This window comes from Pseudomonas sp. UTLPPB19802 (genome assembly GCF_059730225.1).
In genome coordinates this window covers 1,045,323-1,065,876 of record NZ_AP048545.1, presented here as the reverse complement: position 1 = coordinate 1,065,876, position 20,554 = coordinate 1,045,323, and the positions used below count along the sequence as shown (strand labels likewise).

Sequence of the window (20,554 nt, the reverse complement as noted above, 5' to 3'; positions counted from 1 at the left end):
CTTCCCTCGCAACTGGCGCGGATCTCACCATGCATGCTGACCTGTGGACGTTTTCCCTGGATATTTACGCCAAGCCTGACGTGGAGCAGGCCTGCCTGACACTGCAAGAACAGGGGGCGAATGTCTGCCTGCTGCTCTGCGCGGCGTGGCTCGGAGCCCGTGGCGTCGAGTGCACGCCTGAGCGGCTGGCGAGCCTGCGTCAGGTCGCGCAACCCTGGCACGAACAGGTGGTGCAGCCACTACGGCAACTGCGCGGTCAATGGCGGGCCATGGCCTTGCAGGACAGCGAATTGAAAGTGTTGCGGGACAAGGTCAAGGCGCTCGAATTGGAGGCTGAGCAGCAATCGCTGCGGCGTCTTGAGGCGTTGAGTCGGGATTGGCCACGTGATGCTGCCGACGACCTGGCAATGTGGCTGGAAGGTACGGCCAGCGAGGCCGCCCGCCTGTGCCACGACGCGCTGCATAAGCTGCGCGTCGTGGTGAGCCAGGCTTAGGAAGCGCTGGTAGGGGTGCTGCTGGCGGCCGGGGTGGTCGCTGGGGCAGCAGGGGCTGCGGCTGGAGCAGTGGAAGCAGCTGGAGCCGAAACAGGTGCGGCTGGAGCGGCTGCCGAAGTTGCCGGCTTGGCGGCAGCAGCAGGTTTGGCTGCAGCAGGTTTCGCGGCTGGCTTGGCCGCTGGTTTCGCGGCAGCAGGTTTGGCTACGGACGGTTTGGCTGCAGGCTTGGCAGCAGCAGGTTTAGCAGCGGCTGGTTTCGCAGCTGGCTTGGCGGCAGCAGTCTTGGCAGCGGCTGGTTTCGCAGCTGGTTTGGCGGCAGCAGGTTTAGCAGCGGCTGGTTTCGCAGCTGGCTTGGCGGCAGCGGGTTTAGCAGCGGCCGGTTTGGCTGCTGGCTTGGCGGCAGCAGTTTTAGCAGCAGCTGGTTTGGCAGCAGCAGTTTTAGCAGCGGCTGGTTTCGCAGCTGGCTTGGCCGCAGCGGGTTTAGCAGAGGCCGGTTTGGCTGCTGGCTTGGCGGCAGCAGTCTTGGCAGCGGCTGGTTTGGCAGCCGGCTTGGCGGCAGCAGTCTTGGCAGCGGCTGGTTTGGCAGCCGGCTTGGCGGCAGCGGTCTTGGCAGCGGCTGGTTTCACAGCTGGCTTGGCGGCAGCAGTTTTAGCAGCGGCTGGTTTCGCAGCTGGCTTGGCGGCAGCGGTCTTGGCAGCGGCTGGTTTCGCAGCAGGTTTTGCGGCTGGCTTGGCGACCGCTTTGGCGGGTGCAGCTGGCTTGGCCTCACGGGTCGACAGTGCCTTGGTCACCGCTTCCTTCACACGGCCAATGCCTTGCGCCAACTTCAGGCTTTCCTGTGCATCGCGCTTGAGTTGCAGGATATAGGCACGAGTTTCCGACTGGCTGGTTTTCAGCTTGTCGAGCAGCTCTTCCAGCTCACCGACAGCAGCCTTGGCCTTGGCTTGCGCCTTGGCTTTGCCGGCAGTGGCGGCGTCCTGCAATTTGGTGCGGGACTTGTGCAGTTTTTCCTGGGCCTTGCCGCGTTGTTTTTCCAGTTTGGCGAGCAGTTTTTCAGCATCAGCCAGGGCTTGGGAACAAGCGTTTTCCAAATGTTCGAGCAGGCTGCCCGACAAGTTTTGAAGTAAGTGCAACGGAGTATTTACAGGCTTCTTGGTGGCCGACATGGTTTACCTCCTGGCTGACGTGAGTGCGGCTCATACTAGACCTTCTGTGACTACCGCCGCTAGGGCATGTTGACAGTATTGAGGGGCCGACGTTGCATGCGACAAAAAATGTTGTAGAGGTTCACTCGCAGAGACGAACAAGCAGCGTGCGGCACTGGCATAATCCGTCCGGTCTCAGGTCGGAGAGTTCCCATGTCGCGTTACCTAATGTTGTCGCTGTGTCTTGTCCTGCCACTGGCCCACGGCGCACCGGAAGAAAAAGCCGACGACGCCCATGACCTTGCCTACAGCCTCGGCGCCAGCCTTGGCGAACGCTTGCGCCAGGAGGTGCCGGACCTGCAGCTCAAGGCACTGGTCGACGGTTTGCAGCAGGCCTACCAGGGCAAGCCCCTGGCCCTCAAGAGTGAGCGGATCGAACAGATCCTCGCCGCTCACGAAGCGCAGAACGCCGAGCCCCCAGCGCAACCACAAAGCGAGATCGCCCTCGAGGCCGAGAGGAAATTCCTCGCTGAAGAAAAAGCCAAGCCGGGTGTGCGCGAGTTGGCCGACGGCATCCTGGTGACCGAATTGAAAACGGGCACCGGCGAAAAGGTCGCGGCCAATGGCCGAGTACAGGTGCGTTATGTGGGGCATCTGCCCAATGGGACGATCTTCGACCAGAACAATCAGCCGCAGTGGTTTCGCCTGGACAGCGTGATCAATGGCTGGCGCAGCGCCCTGCCCCAGATGCAGGTCGGAGCCCAATGGCGCCTGGTGCTGCCATCCGCCCAAGCCTATGGCGCGGACGGTGCCGGTGACTTGATCGCCCCCTACACCCCGCTGGTATTCGATATCGAACTGCTCGGCGTCGCCAACTGAACCCCAGCCGAAACGAAAAACGGTGCGCCATGCGCACCGTTTTCATGAGGAGCCCGCTAGCGCTCAAGCCTGGGCGACAACCTCTTCCTTGTGCGCATTGTGCAGCACTTCGATGAGGCAATCTTCAAGCTCGAAGCGCTCATGCAACAGGCCGCCAAGCTCCTTGAATTTTTCCGCCACGCACTTGCCGGCGTCACACAGATCGTTGAACGCCAGCAGCTTTTCGGTGATCACGTCGATACGCGGGTAGATCGTATCGGCCAGCTTCAATCCGCGCTGGTCGCCAAAGGCCTTGGCTTCGCTGGTGAGCTGCTCATAGATTTCGAAGTGCCCCGCCGACACATAGTCCACCAGGACTCCGCAGAATTCCTGCAGTGGCTGGCGACTGTCCGCCAGGGCGCCGGGCTCGGCTCCGAGAGCATCGTAGGCCCGCACGAGTTCGTGACGATCCTGCAACCAGCGATCGATCAGCAGGTGCACTCCACCCCAACGTTCCTGAGCATTCTGACAACTTTCGAGCATGGTGATTTCTTCCCTTCAGGGTCATGCCGCCCGATACCTCGCTTCCGCCGAGGCTCCTGACTTGGCCAAACAGGGCAACCTGGTTTGCGATAATGCGTGCGGGCCAGATTATGCCCGCACGACAGCTGCTTCAAGGTACGCAGGTGATAAAGTTCATACAAGCGTTTAATCCCCAGGGGCGACTGCCGGTCGCTTCAGGCGCGTCGCCTGGCCCCGACAACCGGGCCGACTATCTGACAGATCGCCACCAGGCTCATGCCGACAAAGGCCAGCAGGCTCCATTCGGGAATGCTCAGGTCAAACAGCGTCCAGTGGATTTGCGCGCATTCGGCCGTGGCCCGAAACATCAGTTGCAGTGCCTTGAATGGAGAAACCTGCTGCATCAGGCACTGCAGGCCAGGTTGGCAGATCATGAGTTCCTCCGGGGGTACCTGCTGCAACAGGACCTGGCGGGTCGCTGTGGCCGCCCCCGCCAGGGCGAACAACAATCCCAGCCCGCCATACACCCGGCGACCGATACGCGCCGGTCCGTGCAGCGCACCGAGCAGGCTCACCAGGCAGAAGCCGGCGAGAAACAACCGCTGGGCCACGCACAAGGAACAGGGCTCCAATCCGACCTGATACTCCAGGTACAACGACGCCCCCATGACCGGGACCGCTGCCAGTAAAGCCAGGGAGAACAGAGAGCGTGAGCGGGCCAAGAACATGGCTTTTCCGTAACAGGAGAGACAGGCAGTTACGGTAGAGGAAAGGCTGCGGCCCTTTCAAGGCGAGCCAGAGCAGATAATTCCTCAAGCCTGTAAGGAATTACCAATAGGAATCCGACGAAATCATTACGTGATAAGTAGGATTTCGGTATCAAGGCATTACAGGGAAATGGATCTGGAGCCCGGGACGGGTGCCTGCCACAGGCTCCCGCCCTTTTCTGGCCGCTAGGCGCTGGCCGGAGCCGGCAACGGTCGCGCGAGCAGACGTTCGTCGAGCAGCCCGAGCCCTTCCTGGAACAGCTGGTTGCTGCGGTCGGTATCACCCAACTGGGCCAGCAGCCGGGCGAGTTCGGCACAGGCTTCCGGATTGCGTTGCACCCGCAGGCTGCTTTCCAGGTAATCCCGGGCCTTGCCCCACAGGCTGCTCTGCAGGCACAGGCGGCCCAGCGTCAACAGCAGGCTGGCATCGGCCGGATGATCCTTGAGCCAGCCCTCGGCAGCCTGTAACTGACGCACCGGATCACGTCCGCGCACCAGCCCGTACAACCGCGCCAGATGGCTGTCGTACTGGCGCTTGAGCGCCGTACGCAACGCCTCCTCGGCCTCGCCATCCGCCCCCAGCTGGCGCAGTTGCTCGGCATAGGCCAGGACCAGTTGTGGTTCCTGCCGCTGGGCCGAGGACAACTGTTGCCAGGCGCGTTCGAGGGATTGCAGCCCAGCCTCGCCATCCTGTTCGCGACGTACCGCCAAACCAAGGTTTTCACCCCAGGCCCGCCGCTCCAGCTCCGCCAGTTCGGCTGGCGGCAGCGCCTTGTCCTTGCGCAGTTCCGGCAGCAGCCGAACCACCGCCGACCAATCGCCCCGCTGCTGGTGCAGGCGCTGCAATTGACGCAGCACCTGGACGCTGTGGGGATGCAGGTCATGCATGGCCTGCAGGGTACTCAAGGCACCTTCGGTATCGCCACGGTCCACTTGCAACTGCGCGTGACTCAGGGCGATCGCCAGCTCGGCCTGCGGCTGACGGGTCAGGGCACGCTCAAGCAAGCTGTCGCACTCGTCATACTTGCCCTGCTCGTTGGCCGCGCGGGCCGCGCCCAGGTAGTAGAGCAAGGGCTGGCGTTCTGCCTCGGCGGCCCGGTGCAGATGCTTCTGCGCGCTGGCCCAGCGGCCTTCGGCGAGGTCCATCTGGCCTTGTTCGATCGCCAACTGAACCCGCCGGCTGCGGTTGCGCCGGGACCAGGGATTGGCCGCAGAACTGGACGCCGTGACCAGGCCCACCAGGAACTTCAGCAGCCGGTAGACCAGCCACAGCAACAACAGCACCGCGAGGAATGCCCACAGGCTGGATTCGTAACGGAAGCTGTCGTAGGCAATCAATACGTAGCCGGCGTGCCGGTAGATCGCGTAACCCACCAGACCTGCCACGGCGGCGACCAGCAGTGCAATCGCGATGAAGCGCTTCATCGGCTGGTCTCCTGCGCCGGACTCGCCTCGTCGCGCACCGGCGTCTCGGTTTCCACATGCCGACGCTCAAGGTAGGCCTGGACTGCACCGAGGGTCGCGGCGAGGTCGGGAGTCAGCACGGTCACCGGCTTCTTGCTCAACTCGCTGAGTTGCTCGACCATGACCTTGCTCTGCGGGTTGTCCGCATTAAAGCTGCCGGTCAACACGTCACGAGCCTCGGTCAGGGCCTGGGTATACACCTCGGACTGTCCGTTCAGCGCGGCCCATTGTGCCTGTTCCAGCGCCAGGCTCAGGGCCAGGCGGACCTGGGTCAGGCTCTGCCCGGCCAGCAATGGACGAATGTTCTTGTTGGCGTTGAAGTCGATGCGGATGTAGCGCGAGATCTCATCCCACCACTGGGCCCAGCGGCTGGCCCCGTCGCCGTCGGAAGTCAGGCCCAGCAACGAATCGCCGCGATCCTTGTATTCCGGTGCCAGCTCATTGAGCTGGGTGACCTGGTCACGCAGCGCACCCAATTGCAGGAACAACCCGGTGCGGTCCGGCTGCTGGGTACTGCGCAACGCCGCCAGGCTCTTGGCCAGTTGTTCGCGGGCGGCAAACGAACCTGGATCGTTCTGCTCACGCAGGATTTCGTCCGCGCCCTGCACCAGCGCCAGTGCACTGGTCACGTCCTGCAAGGCGGACAGGCGCAGCGTCGCCAGGCGCAGCAGGTGCTCGGCCTCGGCCAGGCGCCAGTCCTTGCGGCTGGCTCCCAGCACGCTTTCCAGACGCTGGCTCAGCCGCTGCTGGTCCCCCTGCAACTGCGCCACCAGGCGACGCCGATCCTCCAGTTCGGAGGCCCCGGGCAGCTGGTCCAGGCGCGTCATCAATTGCTGCTCGCTGAGTTTGAGCGACTGCGCCTGGTTGCCCAGGTCCTGCAGTTGTCCGCTCTGTTGCTGGTGATTGGCCTGCAGGTTGCGCACCTGCCAGACGCCCCAGCCACCGGCTGCCACACCGGCGGCACCCAGCAGCAAGGCGAGGATCGCCAGGCCGTTGCCACGGCGCTCGACAGGCGCCGCCGGCGGTTTGGCCGGCGTCTCGGGCGCCGGTTGAGCTTGTTCTTTTGGCAAGGCTGTTTCGCTCACGTGTCCATCCTTTGCATTCAGAAAGCGGGTACAGGGTGCTCCTGTAGCGCCGCCAGCAAGGCCGTGGCACTGGCACCACGACAATCCACAACATATTCCGCCCCGGCAGTGCGAGCCATCTGCGCCACCCGGGGACTGGGAACAAACAACGGCAGGCGGGCCAATTCAGGCCAATTCGCCCCCGCCACCTGCCGCAGGTGTTCAAAACCCTGCCCACTGCTGACCACCAGCCCGTTCAGGCGTTCCGCATGGATCTGCCGGGCCAGGGTGCCGTCGGCGTACTCGGGCAGGAGACGGCGGTACAATTCCAGATAGTCGACACTAGCACCTTGGGCGCGTAAACGCTCGGCCAGCAACTCTCGCCCACCCTCGCCACGCAGGATCAGCACGCGCGGCTCGGGCTGGGCCAACGCCTCCTGCAAGGCCGGCAGCTCCAGCAAGGCTTCACTATCGTCACCCTCGGCCGGGTAGTACACGCGCAGGCCATAGTCGTCCAGCAGGCCCGCCGTTGCGGCGCCCACGGTAAACCAGCGCAGCATCGGCGGCTGCGGCCAGTAGCGATCGACCAGGTCCAGGCCCAGGCGCGCAGCCGGCTTGCTGACGACGATGGCCGCCGAATAGTAAGGCAGTTCGAGAATCTTGCTCAGCTCGGCCCCTTCAATGGCCAGCGGCTGGATCTCCAGCAATGGCAGGGCGCTGCTGAAGACCCCGGCTTCGGCCAATGTCGCCGACAGCGCAGCCGACTCCTCCGCCGGCCGCGTCAGCAGCAGACGCCAGCCGCTCATTCGCCGTCGGCCTCGCCATAGACCGCCTTGAGAATGGCGTCGGCGCCCTGCCCCAGCAGGTCTTCAGCAACCCGAACCCCCAGGGCCTCGGCGTCCGCCCGTGGCGCGCGGGCCTCTGCGCTCAGCAACAGGCCGCCAGCGGGTTGGCCGACCAGGCCACGCAGCCAGACCTGCTCGCCTTCCAGCACTGCGTAGCAGGCGATCGGCACCTGGCAGCCGCCATTGAGGTGCTTGTTCAAGGCGCGCTCGGCCGTGACCCGCACGGACGTGTCCGCATGATGCAAGGGTGCGAGCAGCGCATGGATCTCGCTGTCGGCGCTACGGCACTCGATGCCTACGGCGCCCTGACCGCCCGCTGGCAGGCTGTCCTCGATGCTGATGGCCGAGGTGATGCGGTCTTCGAAACCGAGGCGAATCAGCCCCGCCGCGGCCAGGATGATCGCGTCGTACTCGCCGGCGTCGAGCTTGGCCAGGCGAGTATTGACGTTGCCGCGCAGGAAGCGGATCTGCAGATCGGGCCGGCGGGTCAGCAGTTGTGCCTGGCGACGCAGGCTCGACGTGCCGACCACGGCTCCGGCCGGCAGGGCATCCAGGCTGGCATGGGTATTGGAAACGAAGGCATCGCGGGGGTCTTCGCGCTCGCAGATGCAGAACAGGCCGAGCCCCTCGGGAAAGTCCATCGGCACGTCCTTCATCGAGTGCACGGCGATATCCGCCTCGTTCTCGAGCAGGGCGGTTTCCAGCTCCTTGACGAACAGGCCCTTGCCGCCGATTTTCGAGAGGGGCGAGTCGAGCAGCTTGTCGCCACGGCTGACCATCGGCACCAGGGTCACCTGCAACCCCGGATGAGCCTGTTCCAGGCGGGCCTTGACGTATTCGGCCTGCCACAGGGCGAGCGCGCTCTTACGGGTAGCGATGCGGATTTCGCGAGAAGACATGGATCGGTCCGTACTGAATAGATACGGCAGATAATAACAGTTCGGCCCAGCCAGCTTTGACTTGTATCAGGAAGTCCGCAGCCTCCCTGGCCTGGAACAGTGGACGGGCGAACCACGGGGCCTGTTGCAAGCCCCGGGTCAAAGCTGCTGCATCATCTTGCGCACACCGGCGACATGCCGCCGGCTGACGATCAACGCATCGCCATTGAGCCCCTTGAGGAACAGCTGGAAGTGCCCCAGCGGCGTACGTTGCAGGCGCTCGATCCGGTCACGGGCCACCAGCGCGTTGCGGTGGATACGCACGAAGCGCTCGCCGAACTCGTCTTCCAGGGCCTTGAGCGGCTCATCGAGCAGCACCTCGCCCCCCTCGTGGCGCAGGGTCACGTACTTGTGGTCGGCGATGAAGTAGATGACCTGGCCGATCGGAATCAACTCGATCCCCTTGCGGGTCCGGGCGCTGATATGGGTCCGCGGCCCGGTACCGCTCTCCGCCGCCGGCCGGGTCAGTGCGGCCAGTTGCACACGATTGGGTCGCTCGGCCTTCTTCAAGGCCTCGAGCAGGTGTTCGGGACGCACCGGCTTGACCAGGTAGCCCACGGCGCTGACCTGGAACGCGTCCAGGGCGAACTCGTCATGGGCTGTGCAGAACACCACCGCGGGCGGGGTTTCGCGTTCGCACAGGCGCGCAGCCACCTGCAGGCCATCCAGGCCCGGCATGCGGATATCGAGCAAGACGATATCCGGCTTGAGGCTGTCGATCAGGGCCAATGCCTCTTCGCCATTGGTGGCGCTGGGCTCCAGTACACTGTAACCCTCGAGTTCGCCAACCAGACGGGTCAGGCGTTCGCGGGCCAGGGGTTCGTCATCAACGATCAGGACATTCATATTGCGCTGGATTCCTGAGTGAGTCTCGCACAAGGATAGCGTAGACAGGTGAAGTGACGGCCGTCACGGCGGTCCACGCTAAGACTAGCGCGAGGCCCAAAAAGTGCCGCAAGTCGAGCACCAATGTTCACCAGTGCCAGGTGAGTACCGCTGGACACCTGCTGCACGGCAGCGTCGTCATAGGGATTGCTGATACACAATACGAACTCTCCCTCTTCATAGTCGGCTTCGACCCTGACCACCCCACCTTCGACACGCGGGGCGATGCCGTGGATCAGGGCGTTTTCCAGTAAAGGTTGCAAGGTCAGTTGCGGGATCGGCAAATCCTCCGGAATTGTGCCGACCCTCCAGTCCAACTGTAGACGGTTGCCAAGACGATAGCGTTCGATCGACAAATATCGTTGCGCCAATTCCAGTTCTTCGCGCCAGGTCACCAGGTTTCCCGGCTTCGCCAGGCTGGCCCGGAACAGGTCGGACAGGTCCAGTACCGCCTGCTCGGCCTGGCGCGGATCACTGGCCACCAGGCTGGCGATGCTGTTCAGGCTGTTGAACAGGAAGTGTGGCCGAATCCGCGCCTGCAACGCCTCCAGCCGCGCCTGCAACTCTGCCTGCTGCTGGCGACGCCACTGACTCTGCAGGTAAAAATAGCGCAGCATCAGCGCCGACATGATGAGACTGATCAGCGCATGGCGCAGATAGCGACCGGCACTGCCGCTGTCGGCCTGGGTGGTCACGAGTGAGAAGTACTCGGTCAGGGCGGTGCAAATCAGCGTCAGGCCGACCACCAGGGCACAACACAACACCCCGGCCACCCCCGGCCGCAAGCGCGCCAGCCAGGCCCGGGCGGCGCACAGTACCGCTGCCGACAACAGCACGATCCACTGCACATACAGCGACGTCAGCGCCAGGCGTATCCAGTCGAAACCGGCGGGCATCGGTTCACTGAGTACCAGCACCAACACCAGCAGCTCGGCCAATACCACCAGCACCAGCAGTGCTTCTGGCAGGCAGAGCTCCGGCAGGAAGAATTCCGGTGTCACGGGCGCATCACGCCCGGTGTTCGTTCGTGAGTTCGACATGCCACCAGTGTCGACGTCTGTGCTGTCGGCGACAAGCCATGCGACCGATTCGGTCGAAATAAAAACCGCACGACCGGCGTCAGCCCCAGCCGGAGCAACCCTGCTATGATCGGCAACAATTTTTCCGGCAATCCATCTTCAGCAGATCACGAGCGAATTCATGAGCACCGACAAGACCAATCAGTCCTGGGGCGGCCGTTTCAGCGAGCCGGTCGACGCCTTCGTCGCCCGCTTCACCGCCTCCGTCACGTTCGACCAGCGCCTCTACCGCCACGACATCATGGGCTCGATCGCCCATGCGACGATGCTGGCCAAGGTCGGTGTGCTGACCGATGCCGAGCGCGACAGCATCATCGACGGACTGACCACCATCCAGGGCGAAATCGAGGCCGGCAATTTCGACTGGCGCATCGACCTGGAAGACGTGCACATGAACATCGAGGCGCGCCTGACCGACCGCATCGGCATCACCGGCAAGAAGCTGCACACCGGGCGTAGCCGCAACGACCAGGTCGCCACCGACATCCGCCTGTGGCTGCGGGACGAGATCGACCTGATTCTGGCGCAAATCACCCGCCTGCAACAGGGCCTGCTGGAACAGGCCGAACGCGAGGCCGGCAGCATCATGCCCGGCTTCACCCACCTGCAGACCGCCCAGCCGGTGACCTTCGGCCACCATCTGCTGGCCTGGTTCGAAATGCTCAGCCGTGACTACGAGCGCCTGGTCGACTGCCGCAAGCGCACCAACCGCATGCCCCTGGGCAGCGCCGCACTGGCAGGCACCACCTACCCGATCGACCGCGAGTACACCGCGCAGTTGCTGGGCTTCGAGGCCGTTGGCGGCAACTCCCTGGACAACGTCTCGGATCGTGACTTCGCCATCGAGTTCTGCTCGGCGGCCAGCATCGCGATGATGCACCTGTCGCGTTTCTCCGAAGAGCTGGTGCTGTGGACCAGCGCCCAGTTCCAGTTCATCGACCTGCCGGACCGCTTCTGCACCGGCAGCTCGATCATGCCCCAGAAGAAAAACCCCGACGTGCCGGAGCTGGTTCGCGGCAAGACCGGCCGGGTGTTCGGTTCGCTGACCGGCCTGCTGACCCTGATGAAAGGCCAGCCACTGGCCTACAACAAGGACAACCAGGAAGACAAGGAACCGCTGTTCGACGCTGCCGACACCCTGCGTGATTCGCTGCGCGCGTTCGCCGACATGATCCCGGCGATCAAGCCCAGGCACGCGGTGATGCGCGAAGCGGCCCTGCGCGGCTTCTCCACCGCCACCGACCTGGCGGACTACCTGGTACGCCGTGGCCTGCCGTTCCGTGACTGCCACGAGATCGTCGGCCATGCGGTGAAGTACGGCGTGGAAACCGGCAAGGACCTGGCGGAAATGAGCCTGGAAGAACTGCGCCAGTTCAGCGACCAAATCGAGCAGGACGTGTTCGCCGTGCTGACCCTGGAAGGCTCGGTCAACGCCCGTGACCACATCGGCGGCACCGCCCCGGCCCAGGTCAAGGCAGCGGTCGCCCGCGGCCAGGCCCTGCTCGCCAGCCGCTGACCCGCATCAGGGCCTGTGGCGACACAGGCCTTTTAATGCCGAGCCAATTCGTGGCGAGCGGGCTTGCCCGCGCTGGGCTGCGCGGCAGCCCCAATTCCTGCAATCGTGGATTTTCAGGAAAAATGCGTTCGCCGGGGCTGGGGCCGCTTTGCGCCCCAGCGCGGGCAAGCCCGCTCACCACAAGTAGCCGGGCAAGGCTCTTCAGCCGGTAAACTGCACGGCTATTTCTTCGCCGCAATCATCGCCAGGAACGCCGGCATCGCCGCCTCCTTGTCCGCCGCGATCCGCCTGGCGTGCTCGCTCTGCTGCAACCGCTCCAGCAACACCTTCGCCTCCGGCATGTCCGCCAGCAGGTCGATGCCGAACAGCTTGCCACCCACCGCACAGGCCAGGTCGACGCTGTAGAGGAAATACAGGTCCGCCACACTGAACTCGCTGCCCGCCACATAAGGCGCGAACTTGCCATGGCGCTTGAGCGCGGCAAAGCCGAGCAGCAATTCACCACGGGTCTTTTCCTTGATCGCCTCCGGTACCGGCGTGCCGAAGAACGCCTCGGCAAAACAGGCCCGCGCCGGCAGTTCGATGTACAACTCGATTTCCTTGGCCAGCGCCAGCACCTGCGCCCGCTGGAACGGCTCACGCGGCAGCAGCGGCTTGCCGCCCTGGGTGTCTTCCAGGTACTCGAGAATCACCGTGGTTTCGTTGATGTAGCCCTGCTCCACCCCCAGCACCGGTACTTTCCCGCGCGGGCTGATCAACAGGGCTTCCGGGCTTTGTCCGGGGTAGAAGGCGACTTCCTCGAAGGGCAGTCCTTTTTCCAGCAGGGCCAGCTTGACCATGTTGTAGTAGTTGCTGACCGAAAATCCATAAAGCTTGAGCATCACAGAGCCTCCAGGCCGTGCGGGGGGTTGGCGCAGGCATTTATAGTGCACTGGATAAAAATTAACCAGCAGCATGATCCCGCCCAATGCGGGTAGACTGGCGATCTTTCCCCCAAGGAGCCTGCCATGAGCGAGCCAAGCGATATCGACAACGACGACGAAGCGTTCGCCGAGACCACCCTGGTCCAGGCCATCGAGAACCAGATCGAGAGCGACAACCCGCCGGCCGCCAAGGCCACCTTCAACAAGCTGACCCTGGTCGGCTACGAGCGCGACGAGATTCTCAACCTGATGGCCCACGTGCTGGCGGTAGAGATCGATGCAATGCTCGACGAAGACCGTCCGTTCGACAGTGAGTGGTACGAAACGGCCCTGCGCAAATTGCCCGAGCTGCCACCCGAGAAGGAATGAGTTTCCCGTCTACACTGAAAACGCCTGGACACTGGACAGGCCGGGCAAGTGGGATCACCTTAGTAGTGCTGTCGCCCGATAATAATTCCTGAAAGTCTGGAGTCCTTATGTCGTATACCCCTGAGTTGGTTGCCGAACTGGAAATCCTTGCACTGTTCAACCTGGGGAGTTCCCAGGAGGGCCTGAAAATTCATCAGACTGCCGCCCCATCCGCCATTGCCGCCGCCAGACGCCTGTTCGACAAGGAACTGATCACCCAGGTCGATGGTGGCTACCTGACCAGCCTGGGCCGCGATGCTGCCGAGCACGCCCAGGGCCTGCTGACCATCCTGAGCGTCAAGGAAGCTGCCTGACCCTGCACAACGCCCACGCGGTCCTCGTCCGAATGGACTGCGCGGGCTCGTCATGACCAGCGATTTGGCAATCTGGTATCCATCGACAAATTCAGCTTAAAGCGGCGCCCGCTTAGCCTGTAAACTGCAATCCTTCAGATATTTCCTACTGTTGAGCGCCGCAAGCTGATGACGCGCACCCATGAAATACGCCCTAACCTGGACGAGGGCATCGACCGCCAGGTGCTCAACCAACTGCGTTCACGCTTCCTCAAGCTCAACCAGGGCCGCATGGAGCGTGCGCTGGAAGGCCTGTCGCCGCGCCAACAGGTGGTGCTGAACGTACTGCCGCTGTTCTTTCACGTTAATCACCCGCTGCTGCCCGGCTACGTTTCGGGCAGCACCCCGGCCGGCCTGTCGAACTACGAACCGAACGACTCGGCCCTGGCCGAAGCCCAGCGCCTGACCCGTTCCTTTTCCTACAAGACCCGCCCCGGCAGCCTGCCGCGCCCCATCCACGGCCTGTTCCTGATGGGCAGCCTGGGCACCCTGGCCCAGGCCGACCAGAGCGACATGGACTTCTGGGTCTGCCACGCCAGCGACCTGAGCCAGGGCGAATTGGCCGAACTGCGCAAGAAATGCCAGTTGCTCGAAGCCTGGGCCGCCAGCCAGGGCGCCGAGGCGCACTTCTTCCTGATCGACCCGGCGCGCTTCGTCCGCGGCGAGCGCGATGCGCAATTGAGCTCGGAAGACTGCGGCACCACCCAGCACTACCTGCTGCTGGACGAGTTCTATCGCACTGCCATCTGGCTCGCCGGGCGCACGCCGCTGTGGTGGCTGGTACCGGTGTACGAAGAATCGCGCTACGACCAGTACACCCACACCCTGCTGTCCAAGCGTTTCATCCGCGCCGACGAGTGCCTGGACCTCGGCCACCTGGCGCACATTCCACCGGGAGAATTCATCGGCGCCGGACTCTGGCAATTGTTCAAGGGCATCGAGTCGCCCTACAAGTCGGTGCTCAAGCTGCTGCTGACCGAGGTCTATGCCAGCGAGCACCCACAGGTCGAATGCCTGAGCCTGCGTTTCAAGCAGGCGGTGTTCGCCAACCGGCTGGACCTGGACGAGCTGGACCCCTATATCGTGGTCTACCGCCGGATCGAGGAATACCTCAAGGCCCGCAACGAACCGGAGCGCCTGGAACTGGTGCGACGCAGCCTGTACCTGAAGGTCAACCGCAAGCTCACCGGCGGCAATACGCGCAACAGCAGTTGGCAGCGCCTGCTGCTGGTCCGCCTGGCCGGTGAATGGGGCTGGGATCGCCGGCAATTGACGTTGCTCGACAGCCGCAGCCAGTGGAAAGTCCGCCAGGTCAGCGCCGAACGCCGCGCGCTGGTCAATGAACTGAACTACAGCTACCGCTTCCTGACCCAGTTCGCCCGTACCGAGCAGGCGGTCAGCCTGATCAACAAGCGCGACCTCAATGTACTCGGTCGCCGGCTCTACGCGGCCTTCGAACGCAAGGCCGGCAAGATCGAATTCATCAACCCCGGCATCGCCCCGGACCTGGCCGAAGACACCCTCACCCTGGTCCAGTCGCCCAACCGCAAGGAGCCGGGACAGACCCACTGGGGACTGTACAACGGCAGCCTGGGTGCCCAGGAATGGGAGCATTTCGCCCCATTCAAGCGCAGCCGCGAACTGCTCGAACTGCTCACCTGGTGCCATCGCAACGGGGTGATCGACAGCAGCACCCGCCTGGCCCTGCACCCCGGCAGCAGCGACCTGACCGAATTCGAACTGTTCAACCTGCTCGGCAGCCTGCAACAGGTGATCGCCCTGCCGCTGAACAGCGTCGACGAAGAGCAGTTGCTGCGCCCCAGCATCCCGAGCGAGGTGTTGCTGCTGGTCAACGTCGGCGTCGACCCGCTCAAGCATCACCGAGACCTGAATATCCTGATGACCACCGAGCGCACCGACTCCCTGAGTTATGCCGGTGTCCGGGAAAACCTGGTCCTGACACTCGACCAGGTCACGCTCAACAGCTGGAACGAGGTACTGATCAGCCGCTACGACGGCGCACACGCGCTGCTCGACTGCATTCGCGACTACCTCAACAACCTGCCCCTGGGCCGTGACATGCCACGACTGCGGGTGCGTTGCTTCTGCCACAACCGTGCGCAATTCATCGCCCAGCGCGTCGAGGAAGTGCTCAACACCGCCCAGGAACTGCTGCTCGGCAACCTCAATCATCGTTATCTGGTCCAGGTCCAGCAGCACTACCATGTACTGGAACTGGTGCCCGGCCATGTCAACCACATCGCCCTGGACAGTATCGCGATGCTGCTCGATTACCTGAGTACCGACCTGTCGGCCTACAGCCCGCTGCATCTGGACCTGCGGGCCATGGAAGAACACGACCTGGCCCTGATACTGCCGATGGGCCAGCCCGAATGCGTGCAGGTGTTCTACCGGATCAACGAAGACCAGGCCGACCTGTATGTGCTGGATGAATTCAATGCGCTGTGGCAGCAGCGCCTGCCATTCCACGACGAACAGAGCCTGCTGGTGCCGCTGCAACGTTTCCTGCGGTCGATTCTCTATCGTCGCGAAGCCTTGATGCCGATGGACTCGACAGCCTCGTCCAGGGCACTGGAAACCCTGTACTACCAGTTGCTGCCCTCGGCACCCGGCCGGGCCCGGCGGGTCGAGTCCCGGCCAGCGCCGCAGACGCCGGTCAACAAGCCGTTCTACGACGTCCAGGCGATCGTCGGCAAGGCCGGCCCGGACGAAGTCCAGGTCACCCTGTACTGCAACCAGCGGGAATTCTCCGAACTGGAATATGGCAACCAGCTTTACACCGCGGTTGCCCGGGAGATCGTCGACCAGCGGCGCGAAATCGAGCGCTACCGCTGCTATATAACCGACCTGGACCTCAGCGGCCTGGTTGGCGAGGGCTCCGGCTCGACCAATCTGCACCTGCGCTACAAGGCCGAACTGGAAAGCTCGCTGAATATCGCGCTGGACCTGGCCTGAAGCCGGTCAGAGGTGATAGTCGCCAGCGGCTTCCGGCTGGTATTCGACGTCGAGCAGGGCCAGTTTCAGGGTCTTGCCACCCGGCGCAGGCCAGTTGATGTGCTGGCCGACCTGCAGGCCGAGCAAGGCGCTGCCGACGGGCGCGAGAATCGAGATCTTGCCTTCGTCGGCATTCGCGTCCTGCGGGTAGACCAGGGTCAGCCGGTAGTCCTTGCCGCTGCCTTCCTCGCGGCAATGAACCCGCGAGTTCATGGTCACGACACCGGCCGGCACTTCTTCGTGGCCCACGACGCTTTCCGCGCGGTCCAGTTCGGCCTGCAGCGCGACGACACCCGGCAGCGAGTCATCGAGGCTATCGATCAGGCGCTCCAGACGCTGCACGTCGAGGCGGGTAAGAATGATGGAAGGTGCGGTGCTCATGATCCAGGCAGACTCCTTTTTTCTGCACGATAAAAGCAAAACCCCGCCACTAATAAGGCGGGGTTCTCATTCCCCACGTCAGTGCGGGGCATAGCCGGACACTACCACAGCAGCGCAAATACACAAGCCGCCCTGGAGCGGTTCAGGCCTGGGCCCTGCGCGTGCTGGCCTGCTCGCAGATCACCCGCCGACGCGCATCATCCGCCGAGCGCCATTCGCGGATGTCCTCGACATGCCGAAAACAGCCGATACAAACTTTCTGCTCATCGAGCCGGCAAAGGCTCACGCAAGGCGAAGGCACGGCCGGACTGACGTTGCTGTACAGCGGTTTTGGAGGCCTGGCGGGCGCGGCGGGCTGCGTCACCATCAGATCTCGTCGAAGTCCAGCTTGACGCCGGCCTGCTCCCAGGTCGCGCGGGCGACGATTTCGCTGAGCAACTCTTCGCTCTTGTCGCAAACCCAGCGGCTGCTCTCCGGGTCATAGTCGAAATGGTATCCACCCGAACGCGCGGCCACCCACAGCTGGCGCAGGGGCTCCTGGCGGCTGAAAATCAGCTGGCTGCCACCCTCGAACTTCACGGTCAACACACCGGCGGAGTTTTCCAGGTCCACATCCAGGTCACTCTCGTCGAAAACGTCCTCCAGGTTTTGCTGGGTACTGTCGACAAGATCGTGAAAACGGGCTTCATTCAAACTCATTGTGCGAACCTCGAAAAATGCGTGTCACTCCAGGCGACCGAAGATACGGCTGCTGCGGGACGTTTGCAAAGCATAACCAGCCCGTGGCGACGAGACATCACTCATCGGCCCGGTACAGTCCGGCTGGCAGCTCGCATAGGCAAGCCGCCGGGTGGCCGGTATACTCGGGCGCAATCAATGCTTTTACAAAGGATTTCGCCATGAAGCGCCTGATCTCTTCCCTTGCTGCGCTCCTCGCGATCGCTTGCCTGGTTTCTGCCTGTGGACAAAAAGGCCCGCTGTATCTCCCCGATGACAGCCAGAATCCCAACGACCAGGCCAAGTCGTCGCAGAGCAAGGCGCACAAGCACGACACCTACGAGTAAGGGATCACCATGGACGCTTTCAACTACCGCGACGGCGAGCTGTTCGCGGAGGGTGCGGCTTTGTCCGCCATTGCCGAGCGCTTTGGCACGCCCACCTATGTCTACTCCCGCGCGCATATCGAGGCGCAGTACCGCGCCTACGCCGACGCTCTCGAAGGCGTACCGCACCTGGTCTGCTTTGCGGTCAAGGCCAACTCGAACCTGGGCGTACTGAACCTGCTGGCCCGCCTGGGCTCGGGTTTCGACATCGTCTCCCGCGGCGAACTGGAACGCGTGCTGGCCGCCGGCGGCCGCGCCGACCGCATCGTTTTCTCCGGTGTCGGCAAGAGCCGCGAAGACATGCGTCGCGCCCTGGAAGTCGGCGTGCATTGCTTCAACGTCGAGTCCACCGAAGAGCTGGAACGCCTGCAGCAAGTGGCGGCCGAGATGGGCGTGCGTGCGCCGATCTCCCTGCGGGTCAACCCGGACGTGGACGCCGGTACCCACCCGTACATTTCCACCGGCCTCAAGGAAAACAAGTTCGGCATCGCCATCGCTGACGCCGAAGAGGCCTATGTCCGCGCCGCGCAGTCGCCGAACCTGGAAGTGCTCGGCGTCGATTGCCATATCGGCTCGCAGCTGACCAGCCTGGCGCCGTTCCTCGACGCCCTCGATCGCCTGCTGGACCTGGTCGACCGCCTCGGCGAGTGCGGCATCTACCTGCAGCACATCGACCTCGGTGGTGGTGTCGGCGTGCGTTATCGCGACGAAGAGCCGCCGCAGGTGGCCGACTACATCAAGGCCGTGCGCGAGCGTACCGCCGGGCGCGACCTGGCGCTGATGTTCGAACCGGGCCGCTTCATCGTCGCCAACGCCGGCATGCTGCTGACCCGGGTCGAATACCTCAAGCACACCGAATACAAGGATTTCGCCATCGTCGACGCGGCGATGAACGACCTGATCCGCCCGGCGCTGTACCAGGCCTGGATGAACGTCACCGCCGTCAGCCCGCGCGATTCGCAGCCACGCACCTACGACGTGGTCGGCCCGATCTGCGAGACCGGTGACTTCCTGGCCAAGGACCGTCAGTTGGCGCTGGAAGAAGGCGACCTGCTGGCCGTGCATTCGGCTGGCGCCTATGGCTTTGTCATGAGCTCCAACTACAACACTCGCGGCCGCGCCGCCGAAGTGCTGGTGGATGGCGAGCAAGTGATCGAGATCCGCCGCCGTGAAACGCTGGCCGAGTTGTATGCTGGCGAAAGCCTGCTGCCGGAGTAAGCCCATGCTGCTGCGTTTTACCAAGATGCACGGCCTGGGCAACGACTTCATGGTCCTCGACCTGGTCAGCCAGCACGCGCACATCCAACCCAAGCACGCCAAGCAATGGGGTGACCGCCACACCGGAATCGGCTTCGACCAACTGCTGATCGTCGAGGCACCGAGCAATCCCGAGGTGGATTTCCGCTACCGGATCTTCAACTCCGACGGCTCGGAAGTCGAACAGTGCGGCAACGGCGCGCGCTGCTTCGCCCGCTTCGTGCTGGACAAGCGCCTGACCGCCAAGCGCCGGATCCGCGTCGAGACCAAGAGCGGCATCATCGAACTGGATGTCCGCCAGGACGGCCAGATCAGCGTCGACATGGGTGCCCCGCGCCTGGTGCCGGCGGACATTCCGTTCCAGGCCCCGGCCCAGGCCCTCAGCTACCCGCTGGACGTCGACGGCCAGCAGGTCGAACTGGCCGCCGTGTCCATGGGCAACCCCCATGCGGTGCTGCGCGTCAACGATATCAATGCGGCGCCTGTCCACCAGTTGGGCCCGAAGATCGAACACCATCCGCGCTTCCCGGCACGGGTCAACGTCGGCTTCCTCCAGGTGATCGACCGCCACCGCGCGCAATTGCGCGTCTGGGAGCGCGGCGCCGGGGAAACCCAGGCCTGCGGAACCGGCGCCTGCGCCGCGGCAGTGGCCGCCATCAGCCAGGGCTGGATGGATTCGCCGGTGACCATCGACCTGCCCGGCGGACGCCTGTCCATCGAGTGGGCCGGCGTTGGCCAGCCGGTGTTGATGACCGGGCCGGCCGTACGGGTGTATGAAGGACAAGTGCGTCTATAAGCGAGCGAATGTCATGAGCGACCAGCCACAGGTTCCAGCCGAACAGCCCCACGAACTGCCAGAGCAGAGCCTGGAGGCGGCCGCCGTGGCCGCCTACCTGGAAGCTCATCCGGACTTCTTCGTCGATCACGAGGAACTGCTGCCGGCACTGCGTATCCCGCACCAACGTGGTGACACGGTGTCGCTGGTCGAGCGGCAAATGAAGATCCTGCGCGAGCGCAATATCGAGATGCGCCATCGGCTGTCCCAGTTGATGGATGTCGCCCGCGACAACGACCGGCTGTTCGACAAGACCCGTCGGTTGATCCTCGCCCTGATGGATGCAGCCAGCCTCGACGACCTGGTGATGGCCGTCGAGGACAGCCTGCGCCAGGACTTCCAGGTGCCCTTCGTCAGCCTGATCCTGTTCAGCGACAACGCCATGCCGGTGGGTCGCTGGGTCAGTGGCGCCGAAGCCCAGCAGGCAATCGGCGGGCTGCTCTCGGAAGGCAAGAGCGTCAGCGGCAGCCTGCGCGAGCATGAACTGGACTTCCTGTTCGGCGAAGAACAACGCCGGCAGATCGGCTCCACCGCGGTGGTCGCCATCAGCCACCTGGGCCTGCATGGCGTACTCGCCATCGCCAGCCGCGACCCGCAGCACTACAAGAGCTCGGTCGGCACCCTGTTCCTCAGCTACATCGCCGAAGTCCTCGGGCGTGTGGTTCCGCGCTTCACCCACTCCCTGCGCTCGGTACGCTAGCC

Annotated in this window: 23 protein-coding genes; 10 read left to right on the top strand and 13 right to left on the bottom strand. The window is 63.7% G+C overall.

What is annotated here, in order from left to right; genetic code table 11:
* Positions 1-29: 29 nt before the first annotated feature.
* Positions 30-494 (top strand): TIGR02444 family protein, encoded by a 465-nt coding sequence (locus tag AC6I6U_RS04785; RefSeq protein WP_497880896.1) that lies wholly within the window; start codon positions 30-32, stop codon positions 492-494.
* On the opposite strand, the gene AC6I6U_RS04780 is transcribed toward AC6I6U_RS04785, so the two are convergent.
* Entirely contained in the window at positions 491-1,660 is a 1,170-nt protein-coding gene (locus AC6I6U_RS04780) for an AlgP family protein (RefSeq protein ID WP_497880895.1), read from the bottom strand. The genes AC6I6U_RS04785 and AC6I6U_RS04780 overlap by 4 nt on opposite strands.
* Before the next feature lie 192 nt (positions 1,661-1,852).
* On the opposite strand from AC6I6U_RS04780, the gene AC6I6U_RS04775 reads away from it, so the two are divergent.
* Positions 1,853-2,518 carry an FKBP-type peptidyl-prolyl cis-trans isomerase gene (locus AC6I6U_RS04775; RefSeq protein ID WP_497880894.1) on the top strand — a complete coding sequence of 222 codons (666 nt, stop codon included), beginning with the start codon at positions 1,853-1,855 and terminating at the stop codon, positions 2,516-2,518.
* Positions 2,519-2,581: 63 nt separating this feature from the next.
* On the opposite strand, the gene rsd is transcribed toward AC6I6U_RS04775, so the two are convergent.
* From rsd to AC6I6U_RS04735, 8 genes are all read right to left on the bottom strand, one after another.
* Complete coding sequence (rsd, locus tag AC6I6U_RS04770; RefSeq protein ID WP_497880893.1) at positions 2,582-3,040, bottom strand: sigma D regulator; 459 nt, start codon at positions 3,038-3,040, stop codon at positions 2,582-2,584.
* Positions 3,041-3,234: 194 nt separating this feature from the next.
* Complete coding sequence (locus tag AC6I6U_RS04765; RefSeq protein ID WP_497880892.1) at positions 3,235-3,747, bottom strand: disulfide bond formation protein B; 513 nt, start codon at positions 3,745-3,747, stop codon at positions 3,235-3,237.
* 225 nt (positions 3,748-3,972) lie between these two features.
* On the bottom strand, positions 3,973-5,211 hold the full coding sequence (locus AC6I6U_RS04760; protein ID WP_497880891.1) for a heme biosynthesis HemY N-terminal domain-containing protein: 1,239 nt from the start codon (positions 5,209-5,211) through the stop codon (positions 3,973-3,975).
* Positions 5,208-6,335 (bottom strand): uroporphyrinogen-III C-methyltransferase, encoded by a 1,128-nt coding sequence (locus tag AC6I6U_RS04755; protein ID WP_497880890.1) that lies wholly within the window; start codon positions 6,333-6,335, stop codon positions 5,208-5,210. Before AC6I6U_RS04755 ends, AC6I6U_RS04760 begins: the two co-directional genes overlap by 4 nt.
* Before the next feature lie 17 nt (positions 6,336-6,352).
* Positions 6,353-7,120 (bottom strand): uroporphyrinogen-III synthase, encoded by a 768-nt coding sequence (locus tag AC6I6U_RS04750; protein WP_497880889.1) that lies wholly within the window; start codon positions 7,118-7,120, stop codon positions 6,353-6,355.
* Entirely contained in the window at positions 7,117-8,058 is a 942-nt protein-coding gene (gene hemC / locus AC6I6U_RS04745; protein WP_497880888.1) for a hydroxymethylbilane synthase, read from the bottom strand. Before hemC ends, AC6I6U_RS04750 begins: the two co-directional genes overlap by 4 nt.
* Positions 8,059-8,196: 138 nt before the next feature.
* Positions 8,197-8,943 (bottom strand): LytR/AlgR family response regulator transcription factor, encoded by a 747-nt coding sequence (locus AC6I6U_RS04740; protein WP_497880887.1) that lies wholly within the window; start codon positions 8,941-8,943, stop codon positions 8,197-8,199.
* The gene (locus AC6I6U_RS04735) at positions 8,940-10,022 is read right to left on the bottom strand and encodes a sensor histidine kinase (protein ID WP_497880886.1); all 1,083 of its coding nucleotides are present in this window, start codon (positions 10,020-10,022) and stop codon (positions 8,940-8,942) included. Before AC6I6U_RS04735 ends, AC6I6U_RS04740 begins: the two co-directional genes overlap by 4 nt.
* Positions 10,023-10,182: 160 nt before the next feature.
* On the opposite strand from AC6I6U_RS04735, the gene argH reads away from it, so the two are divergent.
* The gene (gene argH / locus AC6I6U_RS04730; RefSeq protein ID WP_497880885.1) at positions 10,183-11,577 is read left to right on the top strand and encodes an argininosuccinate lyase; all 1,395 of its coding nucleotides are present in this window, start codon (positions 10,183-10,185) and stop codon (positions 11,575-11,577) included.
* A 221-nt stretch (positions 11,578-11,798) separates the two neighbouring features.
* On the opposite strand, the gene AC6I6U_RS04725 is transcribed toward argH, so the two are convergent.
* Positions 11,799-12,458 carry a glutathione S-transferase family protein gene (locus AC6I6U_RS04725; RefSeq protein WP_497880884.1) on the bottom strand — a complete coding sequence of 220 codons (660 nt, stop codon included), beginning with the start codon at positions 12,456-12,458 and terminating at the stop codon, positions 11,799-11,801.
* A 126-nt stretch (positions 12,459-12,584) separates the two neighbouring features.
* Here AC6I6U_RS04725 and AC6I6U_RS04720 point away from each other — a divergent pair, with 126 nt between their 5' ends.
* From AC6I6U_RS04720 to AC6I6U_RS04710, 3 genes are all read left to right on the top strand, one after another.
* On the top strand, positions 12,585-12,869 hold the full coding sequence (locus tag AC6I6U_RS04720; RefSeq protein WP_497880883.1) for a hypothetical protein: 285 nt from the start codon (positions 12,585-12,587) through the stop codon (positions 12,867-12,869).
* Positions 12,870-12,976: 107 nt separating this feature from the next.
* Positions 12,977-13,222: a TIGR02647 family protein gene (locus AC6I6U_RS04715; RefSeq protein WP_497880882.1), complete on the top strand. Its 246-nt coding sequence runs from the start codon at positions 12,977-12,979 to the stop codon at positions 13,220-13,222.
* A 168-nt stretch (positions 13,223-13,390) separates the two neighbouring features.
* Positions 13,391-16,237, top strand: coding sequence for a class I adenylate cyclase (locus AC6I6U_RS04710; protein ID WP_497880881.1), 2,847 nt, complete (start codon positions 13,391-13,393; stop codon positions 16,235-16,237).
* Positions 16,238-16,243: 6 nt separating this feature from the next.
* Here AC6I6U_RS04710 and rnk read toward each other — a convergent pair whose 3' ends face one another.
* The 3 genes from rnk to cyaY form a co-directional block, all read right to left on the bottom strand.
* Positions 16,244-16,657: a nucleoside diphosphate kinase regulator gene (gene rnk / locus AC6I6U_RS04705; RefSeq protein WP_497880880.1), complete on the bottom strand. Its 414-nt coding sequence runs from the start codon at positions 16,655-16,657 to the stop codon at positions 16,244-16,246.
* A gap of 142 nt (positions 16,658-16,799) precedes the next feature.
* A complete protein-coding gene (locus AC6I6U_RS04700) occupies positions 16,800-17,021 on the bottom strand; it encodes a DUF1289 domain-containing protein (RefSeq protein WP_497882985.1) in 222 nt (73 codons plus the stop codon).
* A gap of 2 nt (positions 17,022-17,023) precedes the next feature.
* Positions 17,024-17,356: an iron donor protein CyaY gene (cyaY, locus tag AC6I6U_RS04695; RefSeq protein WP_497880879.1), complete on the bottom strand. Its 333-nt coding sequence runs from the start codon at positions 17,354-17,356 to the stop codon at positions 17,024-17,026.
* Positions 17,357-17,556: 200 nt separating this feature from the next.
* Between cyaY and lptM the strand changes: the two genes are divergently transcribed.
* The 4 genes from lptM to AC6I6U_RS04675 are packed head-to-tail and all read left to right on the top strand — an operon-like array spanning position 17,557 to position 20,552.
* Positions 17,557-17,721, top strand: coding sequence for an LPS translocon maturation chaperone LptM (lptM, locus tag AC6I6U_RS04690; protein WP_010445633.1), 165 nt, complete (start codon positions 17,557-17,559; stop codon positions 17,719-17,721).
* 9 nt (positions 17,722-17,730) lie between these two features.
* Complete coding sequence (lysA, locus tag AC6I6U_RS04685) at positions 17,731-18,978, top strand: diaminopimelate decarboxylase (RefSeq protein ID WP_497880878.1); 1,248 nt, start codon at positions 17,731-17,733, stop codon at positions 18,976-18,978.
* A 4-nt stretch (positions 18,979-18,982) separates the two neighbouring features.
* The gene (dapF, locus tag AC6I6U_RS04680) at positions 18,983-19,813 is read left to right on the top strand and encodes a diaminopimelate epimerase (protein WP_497880877.1); all 831 of its coding nucleotides are present in this window, start codon (positions 18,983-18,985) and stop codon (positions 19,811-19,813) included.
* A 13-nt stretch (positions 19,814-19,826) separates the two neighbouring features.
* The gene (locus AC6I6U_RS04675) at positions 19,827-20,552 is read left to right on the top strand and encodes a DUF484 family protein (protein WP_497880876.1); all 726 of its coding nucleotides are present in this window, start codon (positions 19,827-19,829) and stop codon (positions 20,550-20,552) included.
* Positions 20,553-20,554: the final 2 nt, after the last annotated feature.

Bases quoted from the DNA above. Each gene is read 5' to 3' on its own strand.
- AC6I6U_RS04785 (WP_497880896.1), top strand. From the start codon at position 30: ATGCATGCTGACCTGTGGACGTTTTCCCTGGATATTTACGCCAAGCCT.
- AC6I6U_RS04780 (WP_497880895.1), bottom strand. From the start codon at position 1,660: ATGTCGGCCACCAAGAAGCCTGTAAATACTCCGTTGCACTTACTTCAA.
- AC6I6U_RS04775 (WP_497880894.1), top strand. From the start codon at position 1,853: ATGTCGCGTTACCTAATGTTGTCGCTGTGTCTTGTCCTGCCACTGGCC.
- rsd (WP_497880893.1), bottom strand. From the start codon at position 3,040: ATGCTCGAAAGTTGTCAGAATGCTCAGGAACGTTGGGGTGGAGTGCAC.
- AC6I6U_RS04765 (WP_497880892.1), bottom strand. From the start codon at position 3,747: ATGTTCTTGGCCCGCTCACGCTCTCTGTTCTCCCTGGCTTTACTGGCA.
- AC6I6U_RS04760 (WP_497880891.1), bottom strand. From the start codon at position 5,211: ATGAAGCGCTTCATCGCGATTGCACTGCTGGTCGCCGCCGTGGCAGGT.
- AC6I6U_RS04750 (WP_497880889.1), bottom strand. From the start codon at position 7,120: ATGAGCGGCTGGCGTCTGCTGCTGACGCGGCCGGCGGAGGAGTCGGCT.
- hemC (WP_497880888.1), bottom strand. From the start codon at position 8,058: ATGTCTTCTCGCGAAATCCGCATCGCTACCCGTAAGAGCGCGCTCGCC.
- AC6I6U_RS04740 (WP_497880887.1), bottom strand. From the start codon at position 8,943: ATGAATGTCCTGATCGTTGATGACGAACCCCTGGCCCGCGAACGCCTG.
- AC6I6U_RS04735 (WP_497880886.1), bottom strand. From the start codon at position 10,022: ATGTCGAACTCACGAACGAACACCGGGCGTGATGCGCCCGTGACACCG.
- argH (WP_497880885.1), top strand. From the start codon at position 10,183: ATGAGCACCGACAAGACCAATCAGTCCTGGGGCGGCCGTTTCAGCGAG.
- AC6I6U_RS04725 (WP_497880884.1), bottom strand. From the start codon at position 12,458: ATGCTCAAGCTTTATGGATTTTCGGTCAGCAACTACTACAACATGGTC.
- AC6I6U_RS04720 (WP_497880883.1), top strand. From the start codon at position 12,585: ATGAGCGAGCCAAGCGATATCGACAACGACGACGAAGCGTTCGCCGAG.
- AC6I6U_RS04715 (WP_497880882.1), top strand. From the start codon at position 12,977: ATGTCGTATACCCCTGAGTTGGTTGCCGAACTGGAAATCCTTGCACTG.
- AC6I6U_RS04710 (WP_497880881.1), top strand. From the start codon at position 13,391: ATGACGCGCACCCATGAAATACGCCCTAACCTGGACGAGGGCATCGAC.
- rnk (WP_497880880.1), bottom strand. From the start codon at position 16,657: ATGAGCACCGCACCTTCCATCATTCTTACCCGCCTCGACGTGCAGCGT.
- cyaY (WP_497880879.1), bottom strand. From the start codon at position 17,356: ATGAGTTTGAATGAAGCCCGTTTTCACGATCTTGTCGACAGTACCCAG.
- lptM (WP_010445633.1), top strand. From the start codon at position 17,557: ATGAAGCGCCTGATCTCTTCCCTTGCTGCGCTCCTCGCGATCGCTTGC.
- lysA (WP_497880878.1), top strand. From the start codon at position 17,731: ATGGACGCTTTCAACTACCGCGACGGCGAGCTGTTCGCGGAGGGTGCG.
- dapF (WP_497880877.1), top strand. From the start codon at position 18,983: ATGCTGCTGCGTTTTACCAAGATGCACGGCCTGGGCAACGACTTCATG.
- AC6I6U_RS04675 (WP_497880876.1), top strand. From the start codon at position 19,827: ATGAGCGACCAGCCACAGGTTCCAGCCGAACAGCCCCACGAACTGCCA.